Genomic DNA, 25,894 nt, shown 5'->3' with positions numbered 1-25,894 from the left:
CTCCTGCGGCAGGTACTGCATGGAAACGCCCCGGTACCTGTATTTTTTTGTAACATATCCCTGCGCGCCAACAGGCAGTGCAGCCATGGTTGCGCTGCACTGCCCGCTGCTTCTATGGACAGTATATCAAATTTTCAGTCCGGCTTCTACCTGTTTTTGAAAATGCTTACCATTGCCTTCCACATCTGTACCAGCACGTTCCACATTCGCCTTAAGGGGCTTTCCTTGGCCTTGGCCACTTCTGCATCCGCGGTCTTGGCCGTGTCGTCATCCACGCTGATCTCATCGGTGCGCATGACAATCTGCAGTGTCTTAGGCGGTTTGTTCCGGTCCGAGGTAAAGGATACTTTTTCTGCGGACGGATCCATAAACAGGAACCGGTTATCTGTATCAAACTTATCCAGCTCGTTGTCAATGGTATCCTTCATGGTACGTCCGGCCTGGCGCATCACAGTGGTGCTGTCCAGGATGTTCAGGCTTTTATCCAGAAGCTCCATGCTGCCGCGCAGGCTGTCCCTGGCAGCTGCGTCAAAATCATCGCTGCTGTCTTTTAATGTGTTCTGGATGATGGTCAGGGTGCTGATTCCATTGTTGAGGGCATCGGTGGTGCGCCGTACCAGTTCCTGGGAGTCATCCAGGGCAGTCTGGAGGTCCGGATAATATACATCCAGAGAATCATTGAGGGCCTTTAAATCCTCAATCAGATAATCCATATTGTCAACTATCTCGGCGCTGTATTTCGCAGAATCAGATGTATCATCCATCAGGTTCGACATCCTGTCTGTCAGGGATTTGCTCTGGGCAGATAAATCCTGAAGGACTGCCACCTTTTCATACAGGGATTGTTCAATGGCTTCCGCTGCGCTCTGCGGATCGGGACTGCTTACCAGAGGGATGTTTTTTCTCTCTATGGATGCGGTTGCCGATATGCCTGCCAAGCCGGTGTTTCCTGTATTCTTCGTAGAACTAATGACAGAGCCGGTATCCGGGGCGTTGCTGCCGGTATTTCCGCTGGTAGTGCTGCTTTCAGTGGTGCCTCCGCCGGGATTTCCGCCTCCGGCTGCGCTGTCGCTGCCGCTCTCAGTTTTGCTTCCGCTGGTACTTCCGCTTTCGGTCCCGTTTCCGCTGGTACTTCCACCCTCGGCCCTACTTCCGCTTCCGCTGGTACTTCCGCCTCCGGCTGTGCTTCCGCTGCCGCTGCCGCTCTCGGTTCCGCTTCCGTCTGTACTTCCGCTTCCGGCTGTATTTCCACTACCGCTCTCAGTCCCGCTTCCGCTGGTACTTCCGCTTCCGGCCGTATTTCCGCTTCCGCTGCCGCTCTCGGTTCCGCTTCCTCCGGCGCTGCCGCTCTCGATTCCGCTTCCTCCGGCGCTGCCGCTCTCGGTTCCGCTTCCGTCTGCGCTCCCGCTTCCGCCGGCACCTCCATCCGGATTATCTTTCCCATCCGTACTGCTGCCGGAATTTCCGCTTCCCTGGTCATTCCCCTGATTATTATTCTGGGTGTTTTCCTGACTGCTGCCTCCGCCGGAAGACGAATGGCTCCCTCCATTTGATACCCCGTAATCCACGTCCTCCATGTCCTCCAGTTCTTCCTCATCCAGCTCCTCGTCATAGAGCCTTCTGGCCTTGGTGCTGGAACTCTTATACAGGCTGAGATACGTAAGCAGTGTGTCCTGGGATGCCCGAAGCTGGGTGTCCAGCGCAATGATGGATTCCATGGTCTTGTGGAGCTCCGGCAAATCGCTGCTGATACCGCCTGCGCTGTTTTCAATGTTCTTAAGTCTGGTCTGCAGTTTTCTTAATGGGTCCTGCATGTCTCCCAGTGTGTTAACAATGTCATTCATGCTGCTGTGGACCACCTCAGCACAGTCCTTGGCTGTCTGCAGGTGAGGAATCATGGTATCCATCTGCTGTGCCACCGATGTAAGTGCTGCCAGCGTCTGGTCATTTCCCGCCAGTATGCTGTCCTTGGAATTACTCCACTTCTGTCTGGCGCTTTCCGCTGAATCCATGCCCTGGCGGACCTGATTCACGCCCTGCCTCATGTTCTCCACGGACTTTGCCATCTGCTCCAGGCTGTCGTAAAGCTCATCTCCCGCATCCTGCCATGTATCCTTGGCTTCCTTCAGGTCCTTGATATGTTCCAAATCCTCGACCGTTCCCGGCACCATGGCCATGATCACGCCTATGGTCTCAAAGCTGTCCGTGCCGATGCGCACCGTATAATCTCCATCCTCCCCCGGAAGGGCGGTAAATACTACCGCTGTGGTATCCCCCAGGTTCTGGGTCTGGGAACCCTCCGCCTCCACACTGTAGCACTTGCTCATATCCACGGGCACAGCCACCATAAGCATCATGTTGTTGCGGTAATACTCCCCGGCATTGTCATTGGGCTCTGCCTTCACATTGATCTCAATAAGACCTGAAGCCCCAGCCAGCTTATCGCCGTCCGTGGGTACACCGTTCAGCTTGTAAGATACGTCAAAGTCCCAGGGCAGTACAATCCTGTCTTTATCCACAGCGCATTTATAATAAAATCTTCCCCTCTGGGCCTCCGGAAGCTGCCATGTGACTGTCCCGTCCCCCAGCACAGGTTCGATGCTGTTAGACATGTTAATCACATTTTCATAGGTCCCGTAATCCGTAAACTCGGTCTGGCCATTGAGGCCCACTCCCTTAACCACATTAATCTTATCCACCCTGCCATAATAATCCAGGTTCACATACATGGTTTCATCCACGTCCACGGAAGGCTGTGCTCCGTATACGGGTGCGCTGCCAGTGCCGGTGCAAAGCATGACAAAGACCATTCCCGCTGCCATGATTCTTTTATATTTCATTTTCATCGCTTTCCACCTCCGCTGGTTTTAAATCAGTCCGTTTCAATGCGGACGCCTTGTTTACAATGGCGCCTAATCCTGCCTTAATCAGGGCTTTGTGCTTTTCATGGCGCCGTCTCAGATATTTCTGCAGGCGGTCCCACTCATTGCTGGTAATGATGCGGTCAAAGAGCACCAGGAGCGCCGGCAGCACGGTCAGCACCAGAATCACGCTGAACAGCGCCCCTCGTCCAATCAGGTGGCCCAGGTCCCCTATGGCCGCTGTAGTCGATATGAAATGTATGATATATCCCGCCAATATGATAATGGTTCCCGAAGTAAAAATAGAGGGACAGGACAGCATCAAAGCCTGGATACATGCTTCCTTCTTCTCCAGAGACTTTCTGCAGGACACATAATTATTGGTCAGCAGGATGGAATAATCCACCGTGGCTCCCAGCTGGATGCTGCTCACTATGATATAGCCCATAAACACCATGGTATCCCCTGCCAGGTAAGGCATGGCCATATTGAGGAAAATTGCAGCCTCAATAGGCACCATGACAATCATAGGTATGGCAAAGGACCGAAAGCTGAACATGACCACCAGGAACACGCCCAGCATGGATAATAAATTCACCCTGGAATTATCCGCCGTGATAGTGTTCTTTATATCCTGTGTGGAAGGTGTTTCCCCCACCAGATAGGAATTCTCCGGATAATACCGCTCCAGAATATCCCGGATTTCATCCGCGCCCTTGAATGCCTGTTCGCTCTCTGTCTTGGTCCGTATGTAAATGAGCATCCTGCAGTAATCCTTTGTGTGGAGCTCGCTGGTAATGGAATATGGCAGGAATTCCTCGGGTATTCCCTCCGGCAATGTATTGGACAAGGACGTCACACTCTTTACATAGGGAAGATCCTCTATCTCATCTGACATCTCTTTCTCCGTTACCGCCGAAGTATTGGGATACATGGCCAGCATCATGTTGCTTCTTCCAAATTCCTGAGTGATTACCTGGTCGTCCGCATAAACCTGGGTCCCCTCGCTGGCTCCCACCGCGCTGTTGCCGTACAGGAAATCATTCATTCCCTGGGCCACATAAGCGGGCGGCGCCAGAATCAGCATAATGATAAGGGAGGCGTAACGCACCCTGTATACCCATTCGCTGAATTTTCGGAAGGAGGGCAGGAAGGGACGGTGCCTGGTCTTATCATTCCACTTGGAAAATTTGAGAATCATGGCCGGCATAAAGAACAGCACGGTTATAAGACTGAACACAATTCCCTTTGCCAGCACCAGTCCCATATCAAACCCGATGGTGAACTTCATGGATACCAGGGCCAGAAAGCCCACCACCGTGGTCAGGCTGCTGGCAAATATGGAATTGATGGCAGCGTCAATGGCATTGATCATGGCCTGTTCTTCTGAAAGGCCCTTCTGCTTTTCCCTGGAAAATGCATCAAGCAGGAAAATGGAGTAGTCCATGGAGGTTGCAAGCTGCAGCACCATAGCCACATTGTTGGTCAGGAACGAGACTGTCCCGATAAAAATATTCGTACCCCGGTTCAGCAAAATAGCCACACCCATAACCAGCAGGAAAAGGATTGGTTCCGACCAGGCTGTAGTGCTGATGCACAGCACCGCAAATATCATGATGACGGCAACCGTAAGGATGAGGTTCATCTCACTCTCCACATTTTCCGTCAGGGATTTATTCTGTACCGCCATTCCCACATAGTATCCCTTATCCCCTGTAATGGCCTTCATCTCGTCAATGGCCTGGGATGTCTTCTTTGCCGTATCCCCCTGGTCAAAGGTGATATCCATTACAGCGCAGCCGTCCTTGTAGTAGTCCTCGATATCCTCCTGGCGTATGAAATCCTCGCCCGAATAGATATTCACCGTACTGTCGCACCAGAGAATCCGGTCCACCCCGTCCACTGCTTCCAGCTTATCCTTGTACTGCTTTGCCTCATACAGGCTCACATCCTTAATCATAAGCCTGGCAGTGCCCGGGTAGCCGAATTTATCCTCCATCAGGTCCAGTCCGATACGGGACCTGGCCGATGCAGGCAGGTACTCCGTCAGGTCATAATTCACATTTACAAAGAGCATCGCTATCAGGAAAAAAACACACCCTGCCGCAAATACGCTCTCAATCCATCCTTTTTTATGTATGATAAACCTGGCCATGCGGAAGGAAAACTTATCCCCCTCCTGCATCTCCTGTCCTTTTACCCTGTGCATTCTGTCCTTTATCCTGCCAAACAGCTTCTGTCCCATACTTCATGCTCCTTATGCCGCCGCCCCACGGCGGCTGTGCCCTGCGCTGTAAAATCCCTCTGCTTACCGCATCAGAATCACCATAAAATACTGCTTACCGTCCTTTTCCCTGTGGGCCATCCCCAGGCGGCGGTAATATTCCAGTGAATACTTCCGGTCGGTCTTCGACTGGAAGCGTTTATCCAGCTTTTCCTTTATTTTGTCAAATGCCTCTGACGCATCCTCACAGTCCCTCACGTACAGCTCCAGACAGGAAGCATTCCTTCTGTAGTTGATAACGGACAGGTAATCGTTAATGGTACCTTCGCCGGGAATCCTGTCATCTGCATAGCCTCCTGCCATGGCTCCGTCCAGCCTGTGGTCCGCCGCCTTGTTGAGGGTCATATCCATCTGAAAGCCTGCATACCGGTCATAGACACGGTGCATATCGCCGTCATACTCATCCTCACGGTCCGGGTATTCCTCAAAGTATATATCCTTCTTTTCCTCATTCAGCTGGTCAAACAAATCCTGGGCAATATCGTCGTAGCATCCAGCATCATAGGCCCCTCCGCCTGTATTCTCCACCCAGCCGGCAGAAACCAGGGCTCCCTGTGCCGAAAACTCATATTTCCCGTTATCCAGTATCAGCTCTCCCAGGTTCATGCCTCCATCTTCGTGGAAGTAATACCACTCTCCGTCCACTTCCCGCCATCCCGTAACCATGGCCCCGTTCTCATCCATGTAATAGGACCTTCCGTCTGTCCGGAGCCATCCCCTATGTAAATTTCCGTCCTGTTCCAGCCAATACCATCTTCCCTCTGCCTGGTTCCAGCCCGGAATAAATGAAGCGGTTATCACCTGTGCCTGCTCATCCGCCAGAGCTGTCACGGGTCCGGCCTCCTCAAGGGCCCACAGAGCTCCCGCCATAGCCAGAATGACTGCACATATTCTATATCTCATGCCCTTTGCCTCCGTTCCTTATATATATATCCATTATGCATCTTCTATACTATTAAACAACTTACATCTTGTTAATTGACTTTTGTTTATTTATTGACTATAATGGATTATAATAAATTATCGCAAAAATACAATGATTAATTTCCTTAGTTTTGACGGTTAATCAACACTTTTCCCATTTTTGTACAGAATACAATTGTTAAATATTTGTAAATACACGCAAACCTATATAAACAAAAGGAGGAACAGATGATGGGCATTGAACCTGTGGACCGCCGGGTACGCAAGACCCGCAGACAGCTTCGCGAATGTCTTATAACATTGCTCAAGGAGAAAAAAGTCCAGGATATCACGGTTCGGGAGCTGACCGACATGGCGGACTTAAACCGGGGTACCTTTTATCTCCACTATAAGGATGTGTTTGACCTTCTGGAAAAAACAGAAGCAGAGCTCCAGGAAGATTTCAACCAATTGGTCTGTAAGCACGACGCCGTGGATTTAAAACAGCGCCCTTCTGTCATATTCAATGAAATATATTCCTTAGTATATGATAATGCGGACCTGATCGAGATTCTTCTGGGCGAAAACGGGGATCTGAATTTTGTGAACCGTCTGAAGCAGCTCATACGTGAGAAATGCCTGAAGGACTGGATGGAGGTATTCCGCTCCGGCAATGCGGCTGCTTTCGACGCTTTCTTCTCCTTCATCGTGTCAGGATGCATCGGCCTGGTACAATACTGGCTCCAGACAGGCCTCAAAGAAACGCCGGAACAAATGGCAAAGCTGACAGAACACATCATCACCAAGGGAATCGGTGTCCTGGAAATCGACCCTTACGTATAATGCCGTCTGAACTGTTACAATTTCCTATATATAGTGTCATGTATTGTCCATAAACCGGATGAATTTTTCTCCATGTTATGATATGATGGGAAATGAATCACAACAGAAAACAGGAGAATACAATGGAAACAAGAATTGAATACAGTCCAAAAGCAATTGTCCGTATCCGCAAAGGACAGGGACGTTCCCTAAAGGCCGGAGGCGCATGGATTTACGACAATGAGATAGAGAGTATCAATGGAGCGTTTGAAAACGGCGACATGGTGACCGTGGAGGACTTTGACGGATATCCCCTTGGTACCGGCTTCATCAACACCAGGTCCAAGCTGACGGTCCGCATGATGTCCCGCAGGAAGGATACGGTCATTGACAGCGATTTTCTGGAAATGCGGGTGCGCAATGCCTGGGATTACAGGAAGGCGGTTACAGACACCTCCAGCTGCCGCGTCATATTCGGGGAAGCCGACTTTCTGCCCGGTATTGTCATAGACAAATATTCAGATGTGCTGGTGGTGGAATCCCTGGCCCTGGGAATCGACCGCCTGAAGCCGGTCATTGTGGACAAGCTCAGAAAAGTCATGGCGGAGGACGGAATCACTATCCGGGGAATCTATGAGCGCAGCGATGCCAAGGTCCGTCTGCAGGAGGGTATGGAGCGCCATAAGGGATTCATGGGAGATTCCTTTGACACCAAGGTGGAAATACGGGAAAATGGGGTCCGGTATATGGTGGATGTGGAGGACGGCCAGAAGACCGGCTTCTTCCTGGACCAGAAGTACAACAGGCTGGCTGTCCAGAATCTCTGCCGCCGCATCAAGCCAAAACAGGTGCTGGACTGCTTTACCCACACCGGCTCCTTTGCCCTCAACGCCGGTCTGGCAGGGTCCGCTCATGTGCTGGGCGTAGACGCCTCGGAGCTGGCGGTAAACCAGGCCAGGGAAAACGCAGCCCTCAACGGCCTGACAGAACAGGTTCAGTTTGAGTGTGCCGATGTCTTCGGCCTTCTTCCCAGGCTGGAGCAGGAAGGCCGCAAATACGACGTAGTCATCCTGGACCCGCCCGCATTTACAAAGTCCAGGAATTCCATTAAAAACGCAGTCAAGGGCTACCGCGAAATCAACCTGAGGGGCATGAAGCTGGTAAAGGACGGCGGCTATCTGGCCACCTGCTCCTGCTCCCATTTCATGGACCCGGAACTGTTTACCAAAACCATACGTGAAGCCGCCGGCAATGTACACAAACGGCTCAGACAGGTGGAGTACAGGACCCAGTCAGCGGACCATCCCATTTTGTGGGCAGCGGATGAGTCTTATTATTTGAAATTTTATATTTTCCAGGTGTGTGAGGAGAAATAAATTTAAGAATAAAAATCCCTGAATACCGGTATGAGATGCAGTATGCGCCATTGCCGGTATTTCAGGTATTTTTCTTCTATCTTCCATTATTTTCCATGAACAGGAGGCAGAAAAAACGGATAAACTATAAGTGAGATGATACGATAAAAAGTACATTTATAGATGTACATTTATAGAAAGGACCGGACATGATTATACTCATTATATTCCTGATACTGACTGTTCTATCCATCCTGGTCTGCTGTTTTGTGGCAGGCTCAACGCCCTATGACAGGGAGGCCGACGATGAAGCACAGCTGGAATTTCTCCGCAAATACAGGGAATCAAAAAACAGGTAAACAGAACCCCTGATATCTTCAAACCACTTTCCCATTTCCCAGCCAGCCGCATACTTTCCCGCGGATTCTCTCGTGGAACATGTCGATTACCGGACCCAGTCCAAAGGTGCACACGATGGTTCCAATGCCAATCTCCCCGCCTAAAAAAAACGCCAGGACCACGCACACCGCATCCAGGGACACCTTGGCGGTTCCCAGCCTCATCCCCCTTTCATGGAGAGCCACCACCAGGTCATCGGTGGGATTGGTGGGGAATACGCTGATGATATAGCAGGCCACTGCAAATGCCACCGCCGCCGCGCCTGCCGCCATAATGAGCAGGGAAGCTGCCAGCCCTGTACCCTGTACAGGCGCCAGAATTGTCTTCCACATATCCGTAAATATTCCCAGAAAAAAGGACGAAATAAATGTCTCCAGTCTCGGATATCCCTTTCTGATAAAAGCAGCCAGAATCACCACCAGAAAGGCGGTAGCATAAATGGCAAGGGATGTATTGATATGGAGCCGTTCTGCCAGGGCAAAGTTCAGGGCGTCGTAGCCACCGGCGCCCAGGTGGGCGTTGATGGTCAACACCACGCCCATGGGCATGATTCCCACGCCGATGGCATAAAGCGCCAGATTGCAGGCCCATTCTCCGGGTGTCATGGATTTCCACTCTCTCAGATTCATGATTCGTCCTGCCTTATCACAACATTCTCCAGACTGCTGCGGGCCGCCTGTCCCCTGAAATTCTTAAGCGTCACATCCCGGCATTCTTCCGCATACAAGGCATGGCTGAAAACGCACTCTGGTACGGTACCGTATGAAGTGTTTACATTTTTCACTTCTCATGTTATAGTTCTATTATAATTGCAAACTCTTTCAAAGAAAATTGAGTTATTTGGTAAAAACATTGCAAATCTTGGAAGATTGAGATTGAAAATCGAAGGGCTTTGTGCGGATATGCCAAATTAGCAAGATGCATTTTGTGCAATGCGCCGAAGAATAGTTGAGATAAGATATTGAATTAAGAGGCAGGAGACTTATGGTTACATCATCCAACCGCGAAAAAATGCTGAAGCATTATATGCGCAGCAGTGATTTTGAGCTGGACCACCACAGGGACGTCACCTATCCCTCGGTAGAACCCCATTATCATGAATTTTATGAACTGTTGTACTTTATAAGCGGCCACGTGGATTATATCATCGGAGATGAGATTTACCATCTGCAAAACGATGACCTGCTGATCATACCGCCCAATGTCATGCATAATCCCATATTTGCAGATTTCCGCGTACCATACGAGCGGTACGTCCTGTGGATATCGCTGCCGGCCCTGCAGCAGCTGGCTTCCATCGATGAGGACCTGAACTACTTTCTAACCGCAAAGGGGATGAAAAACTATCTTCTCAGGCACCACACCACTGCCTGGGGCAACTTCCGCACCATCTTCACCTCATTAGAAGAGGCCCTTGGAGAACAGAAGCCTCTGAGACATGCACAGGTCAAGGCATTCATCCTGCACCTGCTGGTAGAATATAACCTGGCCCTCATGGAAGATTCCGGCACGGCCCAAAGCGGGGTAAGAGATAACCCGCTGACAGATATCCTGCACTATATACAGAACCATCTCACGGAGGATTTGTCCATGGACACCATTTCAGATGCCTTCATCATGGATAAATACAACCTGGCCCATATGTTTAAGGATAAAATGGGAATCTCTTACTATCAGTATGTGCTTCAGCAGCGGCTTTTGACTGGCAAGAATCTGATACTGGAGGGTGTGCCTGCCAATAAGGCGTGTTTTGCCTGCGGATTTAATGACTATTCCAGCTTTTTCAGGGCATTTAAGAAGGAGTATGAGGTGTCGCCGACGGCGTTTAGGAGGATTCATGAGGGGATGATTGGGTAAAGTGGGGGACTTTATTAAAAAATCCTGTAAACTGTCCTACAACATTTTACAGGATTTTCATATATAATCTCGCATTTACAGATTCATATGCATGAAAGGATTCCAACTATGCCAATGTATTCATCAACAAGCCCACAGCATAATAATTCCCCAAATTATAGGGACTGCTCTTGACAAAATTGTAAAAATACTGATACACGGAACGATCGTAATCTTGCTTCTGACTTACGGTGGTCCCCTTCTCAGTTGACCCCTTCAAATCATTGCTCACAATCCGCTGTACGGAATCTGAAAGAGCCGCGTCAGCGCGGGCCGCAACTTTTTCAGCAATGCCGAATTGGCCTCCTATAATCGATTTTGTCCCATCAAAATCAGTTTCCAGGGCCTCTCTCAGTTTTTCTTCATCCAGCTGCAGTTTTCCATCCTTATTATAAGAAATTCCAATAGCCGCCAATGTTTTCTCATCAGCCATGCCTCTGCCAAAGGACTGTGCGTGGGCAGCTGCGCCGGTTCCCCGGTCTGAATTTCCCTGAAGCAGGGTCTGTACGGAATTATATCCGTTTACTAAATCTTTTACAGCGGATACCACCTCATCCTCGTCTATTCCTGTATAAATCCTGCTTTCACCGGTTCCTTTCAGCTGTGCCTCTATTCTGCCGTAATCTAAACTGATTCTGTTGGTTGCGGATTGGAACGCAGTGGTAATCCCATTCTCAGTTACACTGTATACCGCATCCTGCGCAAGAACAGATGCCCTTTCAACACCTGTTGCAGCTCCGGTTTCTCCGCTGACAGAAAACCCTCCTGCCTCTCCTTCTTTTCCCGAAGTAAGGACCAAAGAGACCTTTCCCTCCACATTTGCTACAGAAGCTTTTACACTGGAACCAGCCTGGGCATTGATAGATTGCGCAGCCTCCTGATACATCTGATGATATGTTTTAGCCGTGCCATTCTCATTAGTACTTCCAATGGATACAGATACACGCTTTCCATCAGATGCTATTATCTCGAAGTTCATATCGTCTCCTGATGATACTTCCTCCGCTCCCACATGGGCTGCGCTGGTATTCTGCTGTGCCTGAGCCAGGGATTGGACATTCAAGCTAATATCCGTATCTCCCTTAAGGCTGTAGGTTCCGGAAACCTCCGCCACCTTGCTGTTAGTGGATGCTGCCCGGTAATCATTAAACACATTCTTACTGCTGCTCTCCTTCAGCTTAAAAGCCGCGCTTTCCAAAGATGTAAGCTCTTTCTGATAACTCCTTAGAAAATCCTGGCAGCCGCTGCTGTAGGCTGCGGAAGAGACCCTGTTCACAGGTTCTACTGCCTGATAGCGCGACGTCTGCCTTGCATTGGACAACTGGAGCATATTCAGAGTGTTTTGATACTGGTAATAGCTGCCGGATAATCCATTAACCGCCATATTCATTCCTCCTTTTCTGATTTTTTATAAAGCCCTCAAGTGGCGCTTTATCATTTATTTGTAAAATGACTTTGTACCAGCTGCTCTCTTATTTAATATTTTGTCCGCATCCTGTATCTCTTTAATGAGGGCCGCCGTCTTTTTCCTAAGCTTCAGGATTTTATCTTCCTCATAGCTTATGCCTTCTGCCATTGACAGGAATTCCCCGGACATAAGCCTGTGGATATCCTCGTTCTCTTTTTGTCCCCCTTCGGCCATCCTCCAGATCATCTCCTGGCAGTTTTCAATATTTTCCATTTCGTCCGCACGCATTTGGAGAATCAAACCGGCTGACACGGAATCTTCCCGCGAGACAGCGTCCTGCAAATCAGCTGTAAGACGTTTAATTTCTCTCAGGAAGTTATACCGTCTCTGCAGCAAGACCATCACCTGTTCCAAATCCAGCCCCATGTCCGTCTATCCCAACACTCCTCTCCTATCTGTCATATGCACATCACTTACCTCCCGGGCAGCCTGCTCAAATGCATCTTTCAGTTCGCTGAGTATATGGCTTATCCTTCCAATTTCCTTTTGCTCCCGTTCCCGGCCTGATTTTACTTTACTGATATCCAGTATTAAATAGTCGTAAATTCTCCGGAGGTCATAGCTGATCGGCTGTTTCATATCCAGGATATCAATTAAATACCGCACAATGTTGGAAGACCGTCTCAGGCAATCATCAAACAGCGCATATTCCTTGTCCGTCAAAGCCAATTCAGCCTTCCGCAGGCGTCCAATCGCCTCTTCATACAATAAATCAAGCAATTCCCAGCTGCTCATGGAATAGACGCTGTTTTCTTTATACTTTTGATAACTGTTCATTACATTCCCTTTCTGACATGAAACCGCTTCGTCATTACTTAAGCTGGCTCAGGTAGCTGGACTGGCTGTTCATCCGATTAATTAATGTTTCCATGGAAGTAAACTGCTTTATGTAACGGTCCTGCTCTGTCAAAAGCTGGGATTTATATTTGTTCAGAACCTCTTCCATATCCTTTAACTGCCTGTAAATCTGATTATTCATGACCGAAAGAGGAACCTTCTCTGAACCGGCCTCCTCAATAAGCCGTCCGTATGAATCTCCATTTTGACTTCTGTATCTGGTTGCATATGTGGTCAGCGTATCCTCTACAATATTTGTAAAACCTTTTGTCACACTGCCGCCGCCTGTAAATACATTTGACACTTTATCCGGATCACTGGTCATAGCCGCCCTGAATTTCGCTTCATTAAACGTTATGGTACCGCCGTCCAAGTAATCATCCGACACGGTAATCCCCATCTCCTCCAAGTCCTGGTAACTGATTCCACTGTTTAACATCTGTGTCATTACGGACTGCAGGTCCATGCTCAGCGAACGCATAGTGGCATCGTTAAACAGCAGCCCTTCCTTTGCCTTTTTCTCCCAGTTTTCAATGGAGGTTTCAGTCATCTCAGCCTTTTGGGCATCTGTCAGAGGACCATATGATGAATCCGGTCTGGTAGTAATCTGCTTATTGACTTCTGTAACCATTGCATTATATTCTTCAAAAAATTTCTTTACTGCTTCGGTCACGCCGTCCACATCCGCTGATGCGCTGAAGGTAACTGCCATGGATGTGTCAGAAGTCCATGAACCGTCCTCCTGCCTCACATCTCCGAAAACGCCGGAAACAGTGACTTTCATACCGTCTAAGTCAAAGGTATTTGAGGAACTTTCAACAAGGGTTTTTATCCCATTCCCATAGCTTACAAGCACCTCAGCGTTCCTTCCCGCTTCCAGGCTGCCTTCGGTTACCTTGTTGGTATCTGTTGGTTTGAAGCTGCTGTCCACAAATTCTCCGCTGTCAGTCCTGGCTCCAAAAATCGCTTTTGAAGCGCCGTCCAGGGTAATCTCCCTTCCCTTGCCTGTCTCTGATGTTACCAGAACAAACTGGTTGGAACTTGAAAGGTAGGAAGCTTTTACACCGGCATCTTCATTTGAATTAATTTTTTCTATCATTCCGTTAATGGACGTGTCGGCTGTAACTCCCTTTATCCTGACGCCGTTAATGATCAGGCCGTTTTGATTCAAATCCGCAAGAAAAGCCTCCTTTTCATCATCTGTGGCATCCGGCAGTAATTTATCAATATTATCACGGATACTGCTCTCCGCGCTCAGTTTATTACTGGCCCCTTTCTGAATCCCCAGTGTTTTTCTTACATCCGCATCCCTGGAGGTAATGGTAAGCGTTTGGTTTGAGGAAGCCGCTGGTCCCAGGTCGAATTCCAGGCTGCCGTTTTTATTCTCCACCTTAATGTTATCTGCTCCAAATGCCTGATTCAGACGTTTCTGCATGGTCTGCTGAAGTTCGTCCAAGCTGGCAAAGCTTTCGCCTGATTTTACCAGCTCTATCTCCTTTGTCTGTCCGCCAAAACTGAATGACAGCTTCTTTCCCTTCAGAAAATCAACCATATTCTCACTGGATGCATATGTATCTTTAAAGAGCTTCTGATTTTCTCCCAGCTTCTCCAAGCTGATTCCGTTGGATTCGTCCTTTCCCTCCGAATCATAGCCCAGTGCCTTCAATGCACTGGAGGATGACCGGATGACAAGATCCGTTGTCTTGCCGTTCTTCTCCTGTAATCTCATAACGCCATTTTCATATTTAAACTCTGCCACATCCGCAAGTTTGTCATTCCCCGACTTAATGCTGGACTGAGCCAGGGCCTTATTTAATCCCTCTGCCAGTTCTTCCCCGAACAGCCTGCCTGTCTTGTCGTTTACAGCGTCCATATCAGAGGTATAGTCAAGCGTGACTGTAATTTCTTTTCCATTCTCATCTTTATCCGTATAGGAAGCCGGGAAAGTAAAGGTGCCGGCTGATTTAAATCTGTGATCCGTTACGCTGTAGATACCGAATTCCAGCTTGGTTCCTTTTAAATTTGATGTTCTGTAAACCTCATTTGTAAGGCTGTCCTCTGTAATCCCGGTCTTAATACTTTGGGCCTGCTTGCCGGCTGACAGCAACGTGGTGGAAGACGCCATCTGCTTTACGCCTAATATAGACATGTAATCCGTCATGCTGGAACTTCCGCTGGCTGATACAAACTTAGTCGCATCTGTCTTTCCCAATGCCGTCACCCTGTTTTTTGCAAATACAGAAGCATCCTTAAGATTAAAGCCGCTGCTGTATGAAAAATAATTATCCTGCAAATCCAGAATTTTTGCGCTGACAGACTGATACGCCTCCTGCTTCCAGCTAAGGCTTGTCATCTTCTTATTCTGGCTGGTTATCTTTGCCTGAGTCCCTGCTGTCATCTGCTCAATTATTGTATCGCGGTCTATACCGGAGGCCAGACCGCCATATCCTCTTAAACTCGTATTCCCTAAACTGCTTGTTGCGCCAGATACACTTGCCATTTTTCCTTTCTCCTTTCATCTCATGCTGATTTTACTTTTCTCTTTATTTTATCGGCATTTTTTAGAAAACAATAAGGAAGATAAACAATAAAGTTGAAAGGCCGGCCAAAGCAGCATAAATACCTCTCCGGCCGGCCTGGATACAGTTCTTCCGTAAAACTCCCTTCATATCATATTTTTTATCATCTGAAGAGTCAGTGCATATCCTTAAGTCTAAAACGTCCTACAAGATCCTTAAGCAGGCTTGACTGGCTTGACAATTCCTGGCTTGTTGCCGCGCTCTCCTCGGCTGTAGCTGCATTAGTCTGTACAACAGATGATATCTGATCAACTCCTGTAGTTACCTGGGCAATTCCTTCAGCCTGCATACTGGCCGCTTCTGTAATCTTTGCCATACCCACTGTGATCTTCTGGGCTTTTTCAACAACATTAAGCAGGGAAATTTGTGTCTCCCTGGCAATCCGGTTTCCCTCTGCCACTGCTTCTAACGAGTGGTTAATCAATACCGTTGTATCTTTTGCAGCTTCCGCGCTCTTGGATGCCAGGCTCCGAACCTCATCGGCAACCACTGCAAAGCCTTTTCCCGCAGTACCTGCCCGCGCTGCTTCAACAGCTGCGTTCAGGGCAAGGATATTGGTCTGGAACGCAATATCCTCAATGGTTTTGATTATTTTTTCAATTTCACTGGAACTTTCGTTAATCCTTGTCATTGCGGACATCATTTCTTTCATTTGCTGATTGCTGCCTTCTACCCCATTGCCCGCAGCCTCTATCAGCACATTGATGTCGCTGGAATTTTGAGCTGTCTGTTTAACCTGTTCAGACAATTCATTAATTGTAGCTGCCAGCTCCTCAATGGAACTTGCCTGCTCGGTTGCTCCCTGACTAAGGGACTGAGCGCCGCTGGATACCTGCTCTGAGCCGCTGGCCACCTGGTTGGAAGCCCGGTGGATCTGACTCAGGGCGTCATTCAAGGTGCCGATTATCTTGTTCCCGGAAGCCTTGATGGATGCAAATTCACCAAGATAGTCCATATCCATCTCTATAGTAAAATCTCCGGAAGCCATTGAGTCCAGACGGCTGCATATATGGCGGATATATGCAGACAATGTGGATAAAACAAAGCGCAGATTCTCCGCAAGTCCGCCAAGCTCATCCTTTGAAGTATAAGTGACCTTAGAACCCATATTCCCATTGGCCATTTCTCTGACAGCGTTTTCTATCTCCGTTATAGGAAGAACCAATCCCCTGGTCAGGCATTGGGTCATAGAAACTGTGATAAACAAAAGCATCAGGGCAAACACAGACAAAAAAACATAGCCCATGCGGACTGTAGCCACTCCGGAATCATAATAAGACTGCGCGCTTTTCTGAGACTCATCTATCACGTTCTGAAGCGCCGTATCAAAATTCCCGCAGGCCTGCCTGTATTCTCCCTCGAGCACAAGAAGGGCATTTCTGTCATCCCGCGCGCTGATATACTCCATCGCTTTGCCGCGGAGGGAACTTACATTTGCAGACGCGTCCTCAACCGCCTGCCATAAAGCCGGGCTGCCATTCCATGCGCCCTTAAGATCTTCCAGCGTGGCGGAAAGCGCAGACGCCTCCCCTTCAATCTCACGCAGGATTGACTGAGTCTGAGCGTCATCATCAAGTTCATAAGACCGGTACACGTCCAGCTGGATCTTCCTTGTAAGCGCCTGGGCTTCCACAGCCGCCTTTACCGATGGATAGGGCACCCGGTAAAATTGATCCAGCTTATTAAACATGCGGTTAAATCCCATGATTGTAACTAAAGCAGCTATTATATTAAACCCTATAACAATTCCAAACCCAACCTGCAGCTTTCTTCCAACTTTTAAGTCTTTAAACATTTTTTCTTCTCCTCTTACGTTTCTCCTGGTTATTTAACCCTGGAGAAGCCGAAGCGCGAAATCCGGCAGATTATTTGCATGGGAGAGCATGGCATTGGAAGCCTGAAGCAATATATTCGCCGTGGTAAATTCCGTAAACCTCTCAGCCATATCCGTATCACGTATTCCGCTCTCTGCAGCCGTCATGTTCTCCTTTGTTACTCCTAAATTATTATTGGTATGCTCCAGATGGTTTAAAGTTGCCCCAAAAGATGCCCTTACGTCAGCCACCGCTTCAATTGCCGCGTCAATCTTTCCCATTGCCTCATTGGCAGCCTCTCCGCTGCTAAAGCTGACCTTGTCCAGAAGCAATTCTCTGCTTCCCATATAATACCGTCCCACATCCATGGTCTCTTCCGATGAATGACCGATCTGAAGTACTATATTATCCTTTAACTCCGGCGGTGTAAAGCCAGGCGGAATTGTTTCTGCGGTTCCAAACAATGGTATTCCGGCAAAATCCGTTGTTTGGCTGATACGGTCAATCTCTCCCAGCAGTTCCTGACGCTCCATATCAATATTTGCCCTGGCTACTGAATCATATGTACCGTTAGCTGCCTGAACGGCCAAGGTCTTCATTCTCTGAAGCATGGAATGAACCTCCTGAAGCGCTCCCTCTCCAGTGTTGGTCATACTGATACCGTCGTTGTTATTGCGCATGGCCTGGTCCAGCCCTGCAATCTGGCTGCGCATCAGTTCCGATATGGCCAGCCCTGCCGCATCATCTCCGGCACGGTTGATCCGATAACCGGAAGACAGCTTTTCCAGGGTTTTATTGACTTTTCCTTTTGCTATACCCTGGTTTCTGGCCGAATTTATTGACGCTATGTTGTTCTGTATCCGCATCTGTCCTTCCACCTTTCTGCTTTGTTCTGTATTTCCCTATGTCTTAATATCGGCATATTCGTTAAAAACATAAGTATTTTTAAAAAACAAGCTTCTTAAGCCGTTCTTCCGCAGGTTCAAAGCCGGCAGCCGCGTCCTTATAATATTTTACCGCCTTTTCTGTCTGGCCTGATACCTCATACCACAAAGCCAGGTTGTATGCCGCCTTAAAAGAACCGGTACCGGTCACGCCGCCCGGGCGCTCGCCAATCCGGAGGCATTCCAGGAAGCTGGTCTCAATCCTGGGCAAAAACTCAATATATAATGAAACATCTGAAAGCACCAGCTTCATATAAAACAAACCGCATGCAAACCAGAAATCCGCCTGATCCTGCAGATATGGCTGTTCCCTTTTTACAACCGCGAAAGCCTCGGACAAGCCGGATTGTGTTCCGGACTCCAACAAGGCGTACAGATATGAAACCACACCTTCTGTCCAATACCCGGATTTCCTTGATGCATTTTTATAAAATTCACGAAACCAGAAAAGGCTTTCCTGAGACATTTTTGCGTTTCGCAGCGTAACTGCCATTTGAAACCTGTAATACATATCTTCCGGATAGTACCGGACCGCCTTCTTTAAATATTCCAGATTGCGTCTGCTCTTATCCGTATATAGATATCCATCGTGCTCCGCTTCCAGAGGGAGTTTTAAAAATGGGCCTGTTTCCTCAGGCTGCTCGTGGATAATGCCAAAATAGCAGGCCCTTCTTGGAAGAAGCCTTGGGAGATAAGTAAGGCTGCTTTCTGTCCTTCCCTCCTCTTTCCAAAAGTCCCTGCGCAGAAGGCTGCCGATCCATCTTCCACCATATCTGGCGGAATAATCATAAATCTGCCGCTCCAGCTTTTCTCTGCTGCAAGGCAGCAGACACTCATCCGCATCCAATATCAGATTCCACTCCGCGTCCGAATGCCTGAGGGCAAAATTCCTGGCTGCCGCAAAGTCGTCTTTCCACCCATATTTCCACACTTTTGCCCCACATTTTCTGGCAATTTCCACTGAACGGTCCGTTGAGCCTGTGTCGGCTATTACAATCTCATCCACAAGCCCTCCGGCCTGCTCCAGGCATTGTCCCAAAGAACGCTCCTCATTTTTTACAATCATCACAAGATTGATTTTCATATCTTCTCAGAGCCCTTTTCCCTCTGTTTCTTGTATACAAAGCCTCGAATCGCAGCTTCTCCGCCGTCTGTCAGCCCTACAAAACGGCAGCCATACCCATACCCTTTTCCTCCGGCCTGTCCCACCCGTATAACCTCAAGTTCAAAGGGGCGTTCCAGTGTCCGGAAGTTATAGGAAAAAGCAATCTTCTCTCCTTTTAACAGCGGCTTTTTGGTTGTCATATAGAGACCGCCGGCAGATAAATTACGGACTGTCCCGAAAAAGGCAGACCCATCGCTGCATTTCCTGAATTTAATATCTATCTTTATTTTTACACGGATATCCTTTTGTCGCTGCACCACCTGCTTTACATCCAGTATAACGCACTCCGCAGCCCAGGGTTCCGCCTCCTCAGGAAAGGATGGATTCCTGTGTACGATAACCTCGCTAAGCGTTATAATCATCCCGCGTCTTTCATCAAAAAAATCCACTCTTGTTCTAAAACGTCCGTCTGAAAGCCCATATTCGGTGAAAAAAAGGGAGATTTTATTATTTGTATGTACCACCCTGGCTTCAGTAAGACGTTTTCCTTTATGGTCATATACAGCACAACGGCTGCAAGCTTTTAAAACCACGTCTTTTCCATTTATTTCCATTTTACTCAAATCTCCATAACTCCAATTTCCCTTCCTGCATTCATCATCATCTGTATGCGAAGAATCTGAATCAGGCTGGTAAAGCTCTCTTTATCCATAACAATCTCGTCCCCCTGCTGCCGGAAAGACAGGTTTTCAAATACCCCTGGTGTGTTTATCAGGCTGTTTCCGCCCCAGCCTCTGTACACAGCAGAGCCTGCCAGGAAACTGCCGTTATACGCCATGCCGTTCCCATCTATGCCGTTATACGGGCTGCTGACATCTCGGTCAGCCGTCAGCGTTTCCCCCATATATCCCATCACCTTTTTTACATAATTCTGTGTCTCCTCATAAGGAGGTATGCCCCCATATTTCTGCACGCTTCCCGGACCTGCATTGTAAGCGGCCAGCGCCAGCTTCACATCCTTAAAACGATCCAGGTTTCCTTTTAAATATTTTGCTCCTCCCATAATATTCTGCCATGGGTCATATGGGTCCGTAACTCCCAGGCTTTTAGCCGTGCCCGGCATCAGCTGCATAACGCCCATTGCCCCTGCCTTTGACACTGCATTCGGGTTAAAATCAGACTCTGTTTTTGCCACTGCCCGCAGAAGGTCCGGCGACAGTCCGAATGTTTTACCAGCCTGTTCAAATATGGCGTCCATTGCCATGTTTTTTGCGCTGTTTTTTAATATATTTCCAAATTCACAGCTGTTCTTTTCCCGATTCCCGCTTTCTCCTGCCCTTAAGCGGAATGCCTCGGCTTCCGCCACGGTTGAAATTAATCCCATGGTAAATCAATCCTCCTCTTGTGGTATTTACGATTCCCGGTGGTCCTTAAGGGTTTAAGTATGCTGCGCCGTCCGCCCCTATCTGCCATCCATCCACAGTTGTATCCACGGCCATGACGCCATTTTCCCTTAGATAATACCAACGCTCCCCGTCTAACAGCCATCCTGTCATCATCAGGCCGTCTTCCCTCAAATAGTACCAGGAACCGGGGGACGGCTGCACCCAGCCCGTCTGCATTTCTCCATTTTCATTCAGATAATACCAGGTATGGCTGTCAGGTGAAATCCAGCCCGTGCACATGGCGCCGTTCTGGTCCATGTAATACCATCTGCCTCCTGTCTGGACCCAGCCCCTGGTGCGGATTCCGCTGCTGTCAAAAAAATACCACTTTTCCGAAAACTTTTTCCAGGTATTGGACGCCCTGCTTCCATCAGGCATAATGTAGGAATCTCCCCTAAATTCCCCTCCGTCGTCCGGTCTCTGTGTCCTTTTTTCTTCCTCCTCATAGTCATCCCAGTCAAACTCCTGGGATGTGGAGGATACATACTGCCCTTCCTTCAGATACTTCTTTTCATCCGCAGTAACCGGAACGGCCTTGACCTCATAATAATATGTCTTATCCATATCTTCCATGAATTCCGCAAGATTAGCGCTGTTGGATTCCACTGTCATCCGTTTTACTACCTTATTATCCCCATAGAGCGTTACCGTGTACCCTGGGGCATACTCCACTGATTTCCATACCGCCTTCTTTTTGGAACTGCTGCTCCAGCCCGCCAGTTCTGTCTCTCCCAATACGGAAACAGGTCTATAATCCACCTTTATCTGCAGTTTTGCATCCTCAAGGGCGCGGGCCGACACAAAATCGGCTCCCGTTACCTTACATTCAGAGCGGTTAAGGGAAACAGGAAAATATTTCCCGTCATCTGCATTTACCGTGATTTCTATCCTCACCTTTTTTCCCGGTTTCCATTTTTCATAGTCTGTCCTGTACTGAATATCCTCCAGGGTGCAGCCCTTTGTGCTTACAGTGATCACCGGCTCCGGAATTACTCCCGCTTCCCCGTAGTCAGTTTTCAGATTTACCGAAACCTTCTCAATCACGCTGGACTGGGCTCCCTCCGCGTAAATACACGGCTTTGCCGTAACCATACATGCCGCTGCAAATGCCAGCATCAGACCATATCTTCTTTTCATCCCTGCCTCCTTATCTCCAGATACCGTCCTCATCTACACGGAACCCGTTTATCTCTGTATTATGCGCCATTTCCCCGGAGCCCGGATAAAAATAATGCCAGGCTCCGTCAATACAGCACCATCCTTCAGCCATTTCTCCGTTTGAATCTGTAAAGTATGTTTTCCCATCCCTCTTGATCCATCCGGTAAACATAGCTCCCAGAAGGCTGTTATCCACTGTATTCAGATAATACCAATGTCCGTCCTTAAACAGCCAGCCGGTGTAAAGAGAGCCGTCATCATTGAAATAATAATAATACGGCCCTATGACTCTCCAGCCTCCCGGCGCCATACTGCCTAATGGGTTCTCCCCTTCCTGTTCCGTGCGAAAAAAATACCAAAGCCCGTCCAGCCTGGCCCAGCCCACCGCCATCTGTCCATTGGGATATAAGTAATAATACCTGCCGCTTATCTGCTGCCAGCCCGTAAGCATAATGCCGTCCACATTAAAATAGTACCAGTACCCGTTTATTTCAGCCCATCTTCCACGGCACAATTCTCCGCTGGGATAACGGTACCTCCAGACGCCGTTCTGCTCTGTCCATCCAACGGTGTCCATTGTCCCTTTTACCACTGTGCTTTCTCTGTTTTGATGTCCCTTTCCGTCGGAAACATAACGGTCCGTAATCTCCAGCTCGCCTGATTCGATCCATTCGCTTTTCTTCCCGTACTTTACCTGTACCTCTGTCTCCGGTATGGTCCTGATCTTAAAACTGTACATGCCCTTTTCCGTCATGTAGGGATAAAAGTTATAGCGCAGGCCCGATACTTTTGCCAGTTTATAAACTGTCTTACCATCCCTCAGAAGCTGCGCCTCATAATATCCTGAGGTGTTCTCCGGCTTCTCCCACCTGGCTTCCCCCAGGTTATCTTCATGCCAGAATGCATCAGAGGGCGGGTCATACTCTCCCTTTACGCCGTTTACCCGAATGGTTACAACCAGGGCGTCTCCGTCGCGCCTTGCCGATACAAATGTTCCTCCGCTGACTTTTACGTCTGATTTCTTATAGCTTGCCAGAAAGTAGTCCTCACCCACATCAGCAGGTTCAAGAGTCACTTTCATCCGCGGTTCATCCGAGGCTTTGATCACCTTATCCCCCTTGTCCACCCACTCAGCTTCCGTCACATGATATTTACTGTTGCTGCCCGAAACGCTTATTTCCCCGTCCTTCAGGCTCCGGGTCCCAATCCCGATTGAAGGCAGACGCCCTCCCGGTTCCAGTTTGGAATTCACTTTCACGCTAACAGTATGGATGGGCCTGGCTGCCGCCGCTGCCTCTGACGGCATTCCCAGCATCAGAAAACATATGACCAGAGCCATTCCTATCCGCCGTATTTTCATAGTCCCTCCTCCAGGTTATAATCCAAAAAATACAAATATATTTCCACCACCGCCTGATACAGTTCTTCCGGTATGGCTGAACCCAGCTTCATCTGGCTCAGCAGGACTGCCAGGGAATCATCCTCGTATACGGGCACTCCCGCCTCAGCGGCGGCTTCCGTAATTCTCTCCGCCAAATATCCCATTCCGGAAGCTACAATAATCGGCGCCCGGTTATTCCTTGAATCGTATTTTAAAGCAACCGCTCTCCTTTTAATCAGGTTGTCAAATTCTGACATTGACTCCATGCCCCCTCTCTCTTATTTCCGGGAAAGCGTCCTGGATTTCTATATCCCTGTCTTTACCTTTTACCAGAAAACGGTTTACTCCCATACCGTTTTTTTTGAAAATTTCCGCAATGCCTTTCTGGATTACATCCTGTTTTTTAACCAAAATTTCCGGAACATCCAGCTGCATGTCCGCCTTCCTGTCCTGAAGGGACAAAAACAGTTGAAATCCCCCTAAATCCTGCACGTCAAATTTCAGCAGCAGTTTAATCCTGCGTCCCCCCATATCGTCCTCTTTTCCTGAATCCGGATCAATCCATAATTCCGACATGACATCCTTCCCCCTGAACCGGAATGGGAGCAGCAAATGCAAAACAGGCATATACACGCTCTCATTCAAAAGCATTCCATCCAGCGCGTTATGAAACTGCTGGACATTTTCCAACCCCCCCTGTCCCTTTGCCCCCTTTAAAAGAAGCGCAGCAAAAGCGTCGGAAAAGGCCCTTTCTTTTTCCGATTGCTTAAGGGTCTCCAAAATCCGGGACAGATCCTGATTCCCTCCTGATCTGTCAAAACGCTCATATTCACGGTTTCCGGTCATGCGCTCATATAGCTGGGCCAGCCTGTCCCTGCTTCCGTTCTCATACCGCACGGCATGGAAAACAAACAGCATAATTGCATCTCTGACCGCCCCATAGTCATGTGTCCTGGATATGTAATTAGATAAAAAAGGAATCAGGCTGTTATTTAAAAGCGCTGTATTAGCAGCCGTATCCCCATTTTCCGCCCCCCAATCCATGCCGTCCAGTATCTGTTCAAACTCGTCTCTAAAGCCCCGAAACATCAGCTGGTTTATATCCTCCGCAATGGACCGCATTTGATGGAGAAAATGCTCCCCTGAGGAAAAATCATTATAAACTTTTAAAAAGGAAAGGACGGCTTCCCTTAAGCCATCAGACGGCCCTTGTCCCAGAATACTCCTCAGCCCGTCAAAAAAGGCGCCTGAAAACTTTGCCTGGACAGACTGCTGTTCTTTAAAAAAGGACAGAAGCTCCTCCGGCGTCTCCAGCCGGACTGAGGCCATCATCTGCTCCGCAAGTTCTCCTGCCCCGGCTGCATCCCCTGTTAAAAGACCGGCCCCCTTTCCGGCAAACAGCTGTTCCAGCAGTCTGGATGTCTGAACCCCTTCACCGATTTTTTTTATGAAAGCTCCGTAATTGCTTTCATAGTCTATAACGCTGTAACTGTTCCCTGATGCCGTATTCTTTGCGTCCTCTGTTTCCTGTCCGTCCGCCCGTACAACACGGGATGTATCCACCGGATTGTGAACCTGCCGGCTTTCCTCATAGCCTCCGGTTTTCTGTCCGTCCGGCATGTTTCTGTCCGACCTCACAGGGATATTGCTTACCTGCAGAATATTTGCCATAATACCTCCATGAATAAAAAACCATTCTATTCCTGTTTTAATATCGGCATATTTTCATTTTCCATTAGTATTATATTCAAAAAATATTTAGATAGTTTTTCACTTAGGCCTTATTATCTGCAAAAAAAAGCCGATATAATAAGCATGTGGAAGCTTCATTCTGGCAAAACATCTGGTTTTGTCTGTGAGATAATGGATTCAGCCATAAAGGGAAGGAGGTTTTTATGAATATTAAACCATATATAAACAGAGCCGGAGGATTAGATTACGTTTCTCCCGCTTCTTCTGCGAATCCGTCCAGAGCATCTATGGGGCGCGTGACATGTGATTTTGACAAGGTATCCCTTAAGGAATCCTCTCATTCTCCGGATGACGCATCCTTTGCCCGCGCCCTGGCCCATGAAACAGCTGTTAAGATCGAAGCAGGCGCAGGCAGGGAACGGATTCTCTCTTTAAAACAACAAATCGAGGCCGGGACTTATGCGCCGGATTCCAGGCGCATAGCCGAACATATGCTTGGCTACCGGTAACAAAAATGGAGGGCATATGGATAACACGCTGAATGAATTCGCCTGTTCCATCACTCTGATTACGGATGCTGTGAAGGATCTCCGGCAGATTGAAGAGCAGAAAGCAATTTCCGCTTCGGAAGGGCAGCACGATAAAATGGATGGATTTTTAAAGCAGGAACAGGTATTTCTTCTCAAACTGCGGGGCCTGGAGCAGAGCAGGCTTCGCTGTATGGAAGCCATGGGCTGGAAAGACCTTACGTTCCGCGAGATACTTTCCGGATTACCCAAAGCGCAAAAAGAACGCCTGCTTCCCTTGTTTACAGACCTGGACAGGGAGCTTGGGCTTCTGCTGGACGCCAAGGACAGCGCACAACGGGTGATCACCCTCCGTCTGGCTGAGTTTCAGCAGGCCCTTTTGAAACAGGGACAGGCAAACCAACTATTTGAAAGGAAAGCATGA

At 48.5% G+C, this 25,894-nt stretch carries 24 protein-coding genes; 6 read left to right on the top strand and 18 right to left on the bottom strand.

Annotated features, from left to right (window positions below; translation table 11 throughout):
• Positions 1-146 precede the first annotated feature (146 nt).
• The 3 genes from G614_RS0104265 to G614_RS0104255 form a co-directional block, all read right to left on the bottom strand.
• A complete protein-coding gene (locus G614_RS0104265) occupies positions 147-2,846 on the bottom strand; it encodes a hypothetical protein (protein WP_027640946.1) in 2,700 nt (899 codons plus the stop codon).
• Positions 2,830-5,106 (bottom strand): efflux RND transporter permease subunit, encoded by a 2,277-nt coding sequence (locus G614_RS0104260; RefSeq protein ID WP_027640945.1) that lies wholly within the window; start codon positions 5,104-5,106, stop codon positions 2,830-2,832. Before G614_RS0104260 ends, G614_RS0104265 begins: the two co-directional genes overlap by 17 nt.
• A 63-nt stretch (positions 5,107-5,169) precedes the next feature.
• Positions 5,170-6,048 carry a hypothetical protein gene (locus G614_RS0104255; protein WP_027640944.1) on the bottom strand — a complete coding sequence of 293 codons (879 nt, stop codon included), beginning with the start codon at positions 6,046-6,048 and terminating at the stop codon, positions 5,170-5,172.
• A 252-nt stretch (positions 6,049-6,300) separates the two neighbouring features.
• Between G614_RS0104255 and G614_RS0104250 the strand changes: the two genes are divergently transcribed.
• From G614_RS0104250 to G614_RS31890, 3 genes are all read left to right on the top strand, one after another.
• Positions 6,301-6,891, top strand: coding sequence for a TetR/AcrR family transcriptional regulator (locus G614_RS0104250; RefSeq protein ID WP_002569790.1), 591 nt, complete (start codon positions 6,301-6,303; stop codon positions 6,889-6,891).
• Between the two features lie 122 nt (positions 6,892-7,013).
• Positions 7,014-8,246 carry a class I SAM-dependent rRNA methyltransferase gene (locus G614_RS0104245; RefSeq protein ID WP_027640943.1) on the top strand — a complete coding sequence of 411 codons (1,233 nt, stop codon included), beginning with the start codon at positions 7,014-7,016 and terminating at the stop codon, positions 8,244-8,246.
• A gap of 188 nt (positions 8,247-8,434) precedes the next feature.
• Positions 8,435-8,584, top strand: coding sequence for a hypothetical protein (locus G614_RS31890; protein WP_002569792.1), 150 nt, complete (start codon positions 8,435-8,437; stop codon positions 8,582-8,584).
• An 18-nt stretch (positions 8,585-8,602) separates the two neighbouring features.
• Here the strand turns inward: G614_RS31890 and G614_RS0104235 are convergent, their stop codons facing one another.
• Both G614_RS0104235 and G614_RS31070 read right to left on the bottom strand, forming a co-directional pair.
• Positions 8,603-9,253, bottom strand: coding sequence for a YczE/YyaS/YitT family protein (locus G614_RS0104235; RefSeq protein WP_027640942.1), 651 nt, complete (start codon positions 9,251-9,253; stop codon positions 8,603-8,605).
• Entirely contained in the window at positions 9,250-9,408 is a 159-nt protein-coding gene (locus G614_RS31070) for a hypothetical protein (RefSeq protein ID WP_155245019.1), read from the bottom strand. The genes G614_RS0104235 and G614_RS31070 overlap by 4 nt, the downstream gene beginning before the upstream one ends.
• 200 nt (positions 9,409-9,608) lie before the next feature.
• On the opposite strand from G614_RS31070, the gene G614_RS0104225 reads away from it, so the two are divergent.
• Entirely contained in the window at positions 9,609-10,481 is an 873-nt protein-coding gene (locus G614_RS0104225; protein WP_027640941.1) for an AraC family transcriptional regulator, read from the top strand.
• A 106-nt stretch (positions 10,482-10,587) separates the two neighbouring features.
• Here the strand turns inward: G614_RS0104225 and fliD (G614_RS0104220) are convergent, their stop codons facing one another.
• From fliD (G614_RS0104220) to G614_RS0104160, 13 genes are all read right to left on the bottom strand, one after another.
• Positions 10,588-11,904 (bottom strand): flagellar filament capping protein FliD, encoded by a 1,317-nt coding sequence (gene fliD, locus G614_RS0104220; protein WP_027640940.1) that lies wholly within the window; start codon positions 11,902-11,904, stop codon positions 10,588-10,590.
• Positions 11,905-11,958: 54 nt separating this feature from the next.
• Entirely contained in the window at positions 11,959-12,354 is a 396-nt protein-coding gene (locus G614_RS0104215; protein ID WP_027640939.1) for a hypothetical protein, read from the bottom strand.
• 6 nt (positions 12,355-12,360) lie between these two features.
• Positions 12,361-12,765, bottom strand: coding sequence for a flagellar export chaperone FliS (gene fliS, locus G614_RS0104210; protein ID WP_027640938.1), 405 nt, complete (start codon positions 12,763-12,765; stop codon positions 12,361-12,363).
• 34 nt (positions 12,766-12,799) lie between these two features.
• Positions 12,800-15,325 (bottom strand): flagellar filament capping protein FliD, encoded by a 2,526-nt coding sequence (gene fliD, locus G614_RS0104205; RefSeq protein ID WP_027640937.1) that lies wholly within the window; start codon positions 15,323-15,325, stop codon positions 12,800-12,802.
• A gap of 194 nt (positions 15,326-15,519) precedes the next feature.
• Entirely contained in the window at positions 15,520-17,199 is a 1,680-nt protein-coding gene (locus G614_RS26765) for a methyl-accepting chemotaxis protein (RefSeq protein WP_044917401.1), read from the bottom strand.
• Between the two features lie 33 nt (positions 17,200-17,232).
• Positions 17,233-18,084 (bottom strand): flagellin, encoded by an 852-nt coding sequence (locus G614_RS0104195; protein WP_027640936.1) that lies wholly within the window; start codon positions 18,082-18,084, stop codon positions 17,233-17,235.
• A gap of 79 nt (positions 18,085-18,163) precedes the next feature.
• Entirely contained in the window at positions 18,164-19,246 is a 1,083-nt protein-coding gene (locus G614_RS0104190) for a glycosyltransferase family 2 protein (RefSeq protein WP_027640935.1), read from the bottom strand.
• Positions 19,243-19,689: a PilZ domain-containing protein gene (locus G614_RS0104185; RefSeq protein ID WP_242827996.1), complete on the bottom strand. Its 447-nt coding sequence runs from the start codon at positions 19,687-19,689 to the stop codon at positions 19,243-19,245. Before G614_RS0104185 ends, G614_RS0104190 begins: the two co-directional genes overlap by 4 nt.
• Positions 19,690-19,886: 197 nt before the next feature.
• Positions 19,887-20,651, bottom strand: coding sequence for a lytic transglycosylase domain-containing protein (locus G614_RS33335; protein WP_027640933.1), 765 nt, complete (start codon positions 20,649-20,651; stop codon positions 19,887-19,889).
• A 46-nt stretch (positions 20,652-20,697) separates the two neighbouring features.
• Positions 20,698-21,849 (bottom strand): N-acetylmuramoyl-L-alanine amidase family protein, encoded by a 1,152-nt coding sequence (locus G614_RS0104175; protein WP_027640932.1) that lies wholly within the window; start codon positions 21,847-21,849, stop codon positions 20,698-20,700.
• Between the two features lie 10 nt (positions 21,850-21,859).
• Positions 21,860-23,230 (bottom strand): N-acetylmuramoyl-L-alanine amidase family protein, encoded by a 1,371-nt coding sequence (locus G614_RS0104170; protein ID WP_027640931.1) that lies wholly within the window; start codon positions 23,228-23,230, stop codon positions 21,860-21,862.
• Positions 23,227-23,508, bottom strand: a complete 282-nt coding sequence (locus G614_RS0104165) for an EscU/YscU/HrcU family type III secretion system export apparatus switch protein (protein WP_027640930.1) — start codon at positions 23,506-23,508, stop codon at positions 23,227-23,229. The genes G614_RS0104170 and G614_RS0104165 overlap by 4 nt, the downstream gene beginning before the upstream one ends.
• On the bottom strand, positions 23,495-24,922 hold the full coding sequence (locus G614_RS0104160) for a hypothetical protein (RefSeq protein WP_027640929.1): 1,428 nt from the start codon (positions 24,920-24,922) through the stop codon (positions 23,495-23,497). The genes G614_RS0104165 and G614_RS0104160 overlap by 14 nt, the downstream gene beginning before the upstream one ends.
• 224 nt (positions 24,923-25,146) lie before the next feature.
• On the opposite strand from G614_RS0104160, the gene G614_RS0104155 reads away from it, so the two are divergent.
• Together G614_RS0104155 and G614_RS0104150 are read left to right on the top strand one after the other, a co-directional pair.
• Positions 25,147-25,452, top strand: a complete 306-nt coding sequence (locus G614_RS0104155) for a flagellar biosynthesis anti-sigma factor FlgM (protein ID WP_027640928.1) — start codon at positions 25,147-25,149, stop codon at positions 25,450-25,452.
• A gap of 16 nt (positions 25,453-25,468) precedes the next feature.
• On the top strand, positions 25,469-25,894 hold the full coding sequence (locus tag G614_RS0104150; RefSeq protein ID WP_027640927.1) for a hypothetical protein: 426 nt from the start codon (positions 25,469-25,471) through the stop codon (positions 25,892-25,894).

Origin of the sequence: [Clostridium] clostridioforme AGR2157 (genome assembly GCF_000424325.1) — a bacterium.
Classification (GTDB): Bacteria; Bacillota; Clostridia; order Lachnospirales; family Lachnospiraceae; genus Enterocloster; species Enterocloster clostridioformis_A.
Note: the sequence above shows the minus strand (reverse complement) of the source record. Positions and strands in the feature narration are given on the sequence as shown.

What these genes read in the sequence shown, in the direction of transcription:
- G614_RS0104265 (WP_027640946.1), bottom strand. Translation starts at nt 2,846, where the DNA reads ATGAAAATGAAATATAAAAGAATCATGGCAGCGGGAATGGTCTTTGTC.
- G614_RS0104260 (WP_027640945.1), bottom strand. Translation starts at nt 5,106, where the DNA reads ATGGGACAGAAGCTGTTTGGCAGGATAAAGGACAGAATGCACAGGGTA.
- G614_RS0104255 (WP_027640944.1), bottom strand. Translation starts at nt 6,048, where the DNA reads ATGAGATATAGAATATGTGCAGTCATTCTGGCTATGGCGGGAGCTCTG.
- G614_RS0104250 (WP_002569790.1), top strand. Translation starts at nt 6,301, where the DNA reads ATGGGCATTGAACCTGTGGACCGCCGGGTACGCAAGACCCGCAGACAG.
- G614_RS0104245 (WP_027640943.1), top strand. Translation starts at nt 7,014, where the DNA reads ATGGAAACAAGAATTGAATACAGTCCAAAAGCAATTGTCCGTATCCGC.
- G614_RS31890 (WP_002569792.1), top strand. Translation starts at nt 8,435, where the DNA reads ATGATTATACTCATTATATTCCTGATACTGACTGTTCTATCCATCCTG.
- G614_RS0104235 (WP_027640942.1), bottom strand. Translation starts at nt 9,253, where the DNA reads ATGAATCTGAGAGAGTGGAAATCCATGACACCCGGAGAATGGGCCTGC.
- G614_RS0104225 (WP_027640941.1), top strand. Translation starts at nt 9,609, where the DNA reads ATGGTTACATCATCCAACCGCGAAAAAATGCTGAAGCATTATATGCGC.
- fliD (WP_027640940.1), bottom strand. Translation starts at nt 11,904, where the DNA reads ATGGCGGTTAATGGATTATCCGGCAGCTATTACCAGTATCAAAACACT.
- G614_RS0104215 (WP_027640939.1), bottom strand. Translation starts at nt 12,354, where the DNA reads ATGGGGCTGGATTTGGAACAGGTGATGGTCTTGCTGCAGAGACGGTAT.
- fliS (WP_027640938.1), bottom strand. Translation starts at nt 12,765, where the DNA reads ATGAACAGTTATCAAAAGTATAAAGAAAACAGCGTCTATTCCATGAGC.
- fliD (WP_027640937.1), bottom strand. Translation starts at nt 15,325, where the DNA reads ATGGCAAGTGTATCTGGCGCAACAAGCAGTTTAGGGAATACGAGTTTA.
- G614_RS26765 (WP_044917401.1), bottom strand. Translation starts at nt 17,199, where the DNA reads ATGTTTAAAGACTTAAAAGTTGGAAGAAAGCTGCAGGTTGGGTTTGGA.
- G614_RS0104195 (WP_027640936.1), bottom strand. Translation starts at nt 18,084, where the DNA reads ATGCGGATACAGAACAACATAGCGTCAATAAATTCGGCCAGAAACCAG.
- G614_RS0104190 (WP_027640935.1), bottom strand. Translation starts at nt 19,246, where the DNA reads ATGAAAATCAATCTTGTGATGATTGTAAAAAATGAGGAGCGTTCTTTG.
- G614_RS0104185 (WP_242827996.1), bottom strand. Translation starts at nt 19,689, where the DNA reads ATGATTATAACGCTTAGCGAGGTTATCGTACACAGGAATCCATCCTTT.
- G614_RS33335 (WP_027640933.1), bottom strand. Translation starts at nt 20,651, where the DNA reads ATGGGATTAATTTCAACCGTGGCGGAAGCCGAGGCATTCCGCTTAAGG.
- G614_RS0104175 (WP_027640932.1), bottom strand. Translation starts at nt 21,849, where the DNA reads ATGAAAAGAAGATATGGTCTGATGCTGGCATTTGCAGCGGCATGTATG.
- G614_RS0104170 (WP_027640931.1), bottom strand. Translation starts at nt 23,230, where the DNA reads ATGAAAATACGGCGGATAGGAATGGCTCTGGTCATATGTTTTCTGATG.
- G614_RS0104165 (WP_027640930.1), bottom strand. Translation starts at nt 23,508, where the DNA reads ATGTCAGAATTTGACAACCTGATTAAAAGGAGAGCGGTTGCTTTAAAA.
- G614_RS0104160 (WP_027640929.1), bottom strand. Translation starts at nt 24,922, where the DNA reads ATGGCAAATATTCTGCAGGTAAGCAATATCCCTGTGAGGTCGGACAGA.
- G614_RS0104155 (WP_027640928.1), top strand. Translation starts at nt 25,147, where the DNA reads ATGAATATTAAACCATATATAAACAGAGCCGGAGGATTAGATTACGTT.
- G614_RS0104150 (WP_027640927.1), top strand. Translation starts at nt 25,469, where the DNA reads ATGGATAACACGCTGAATGAATTCGCCTGTTCCATCACTCTGATTACG.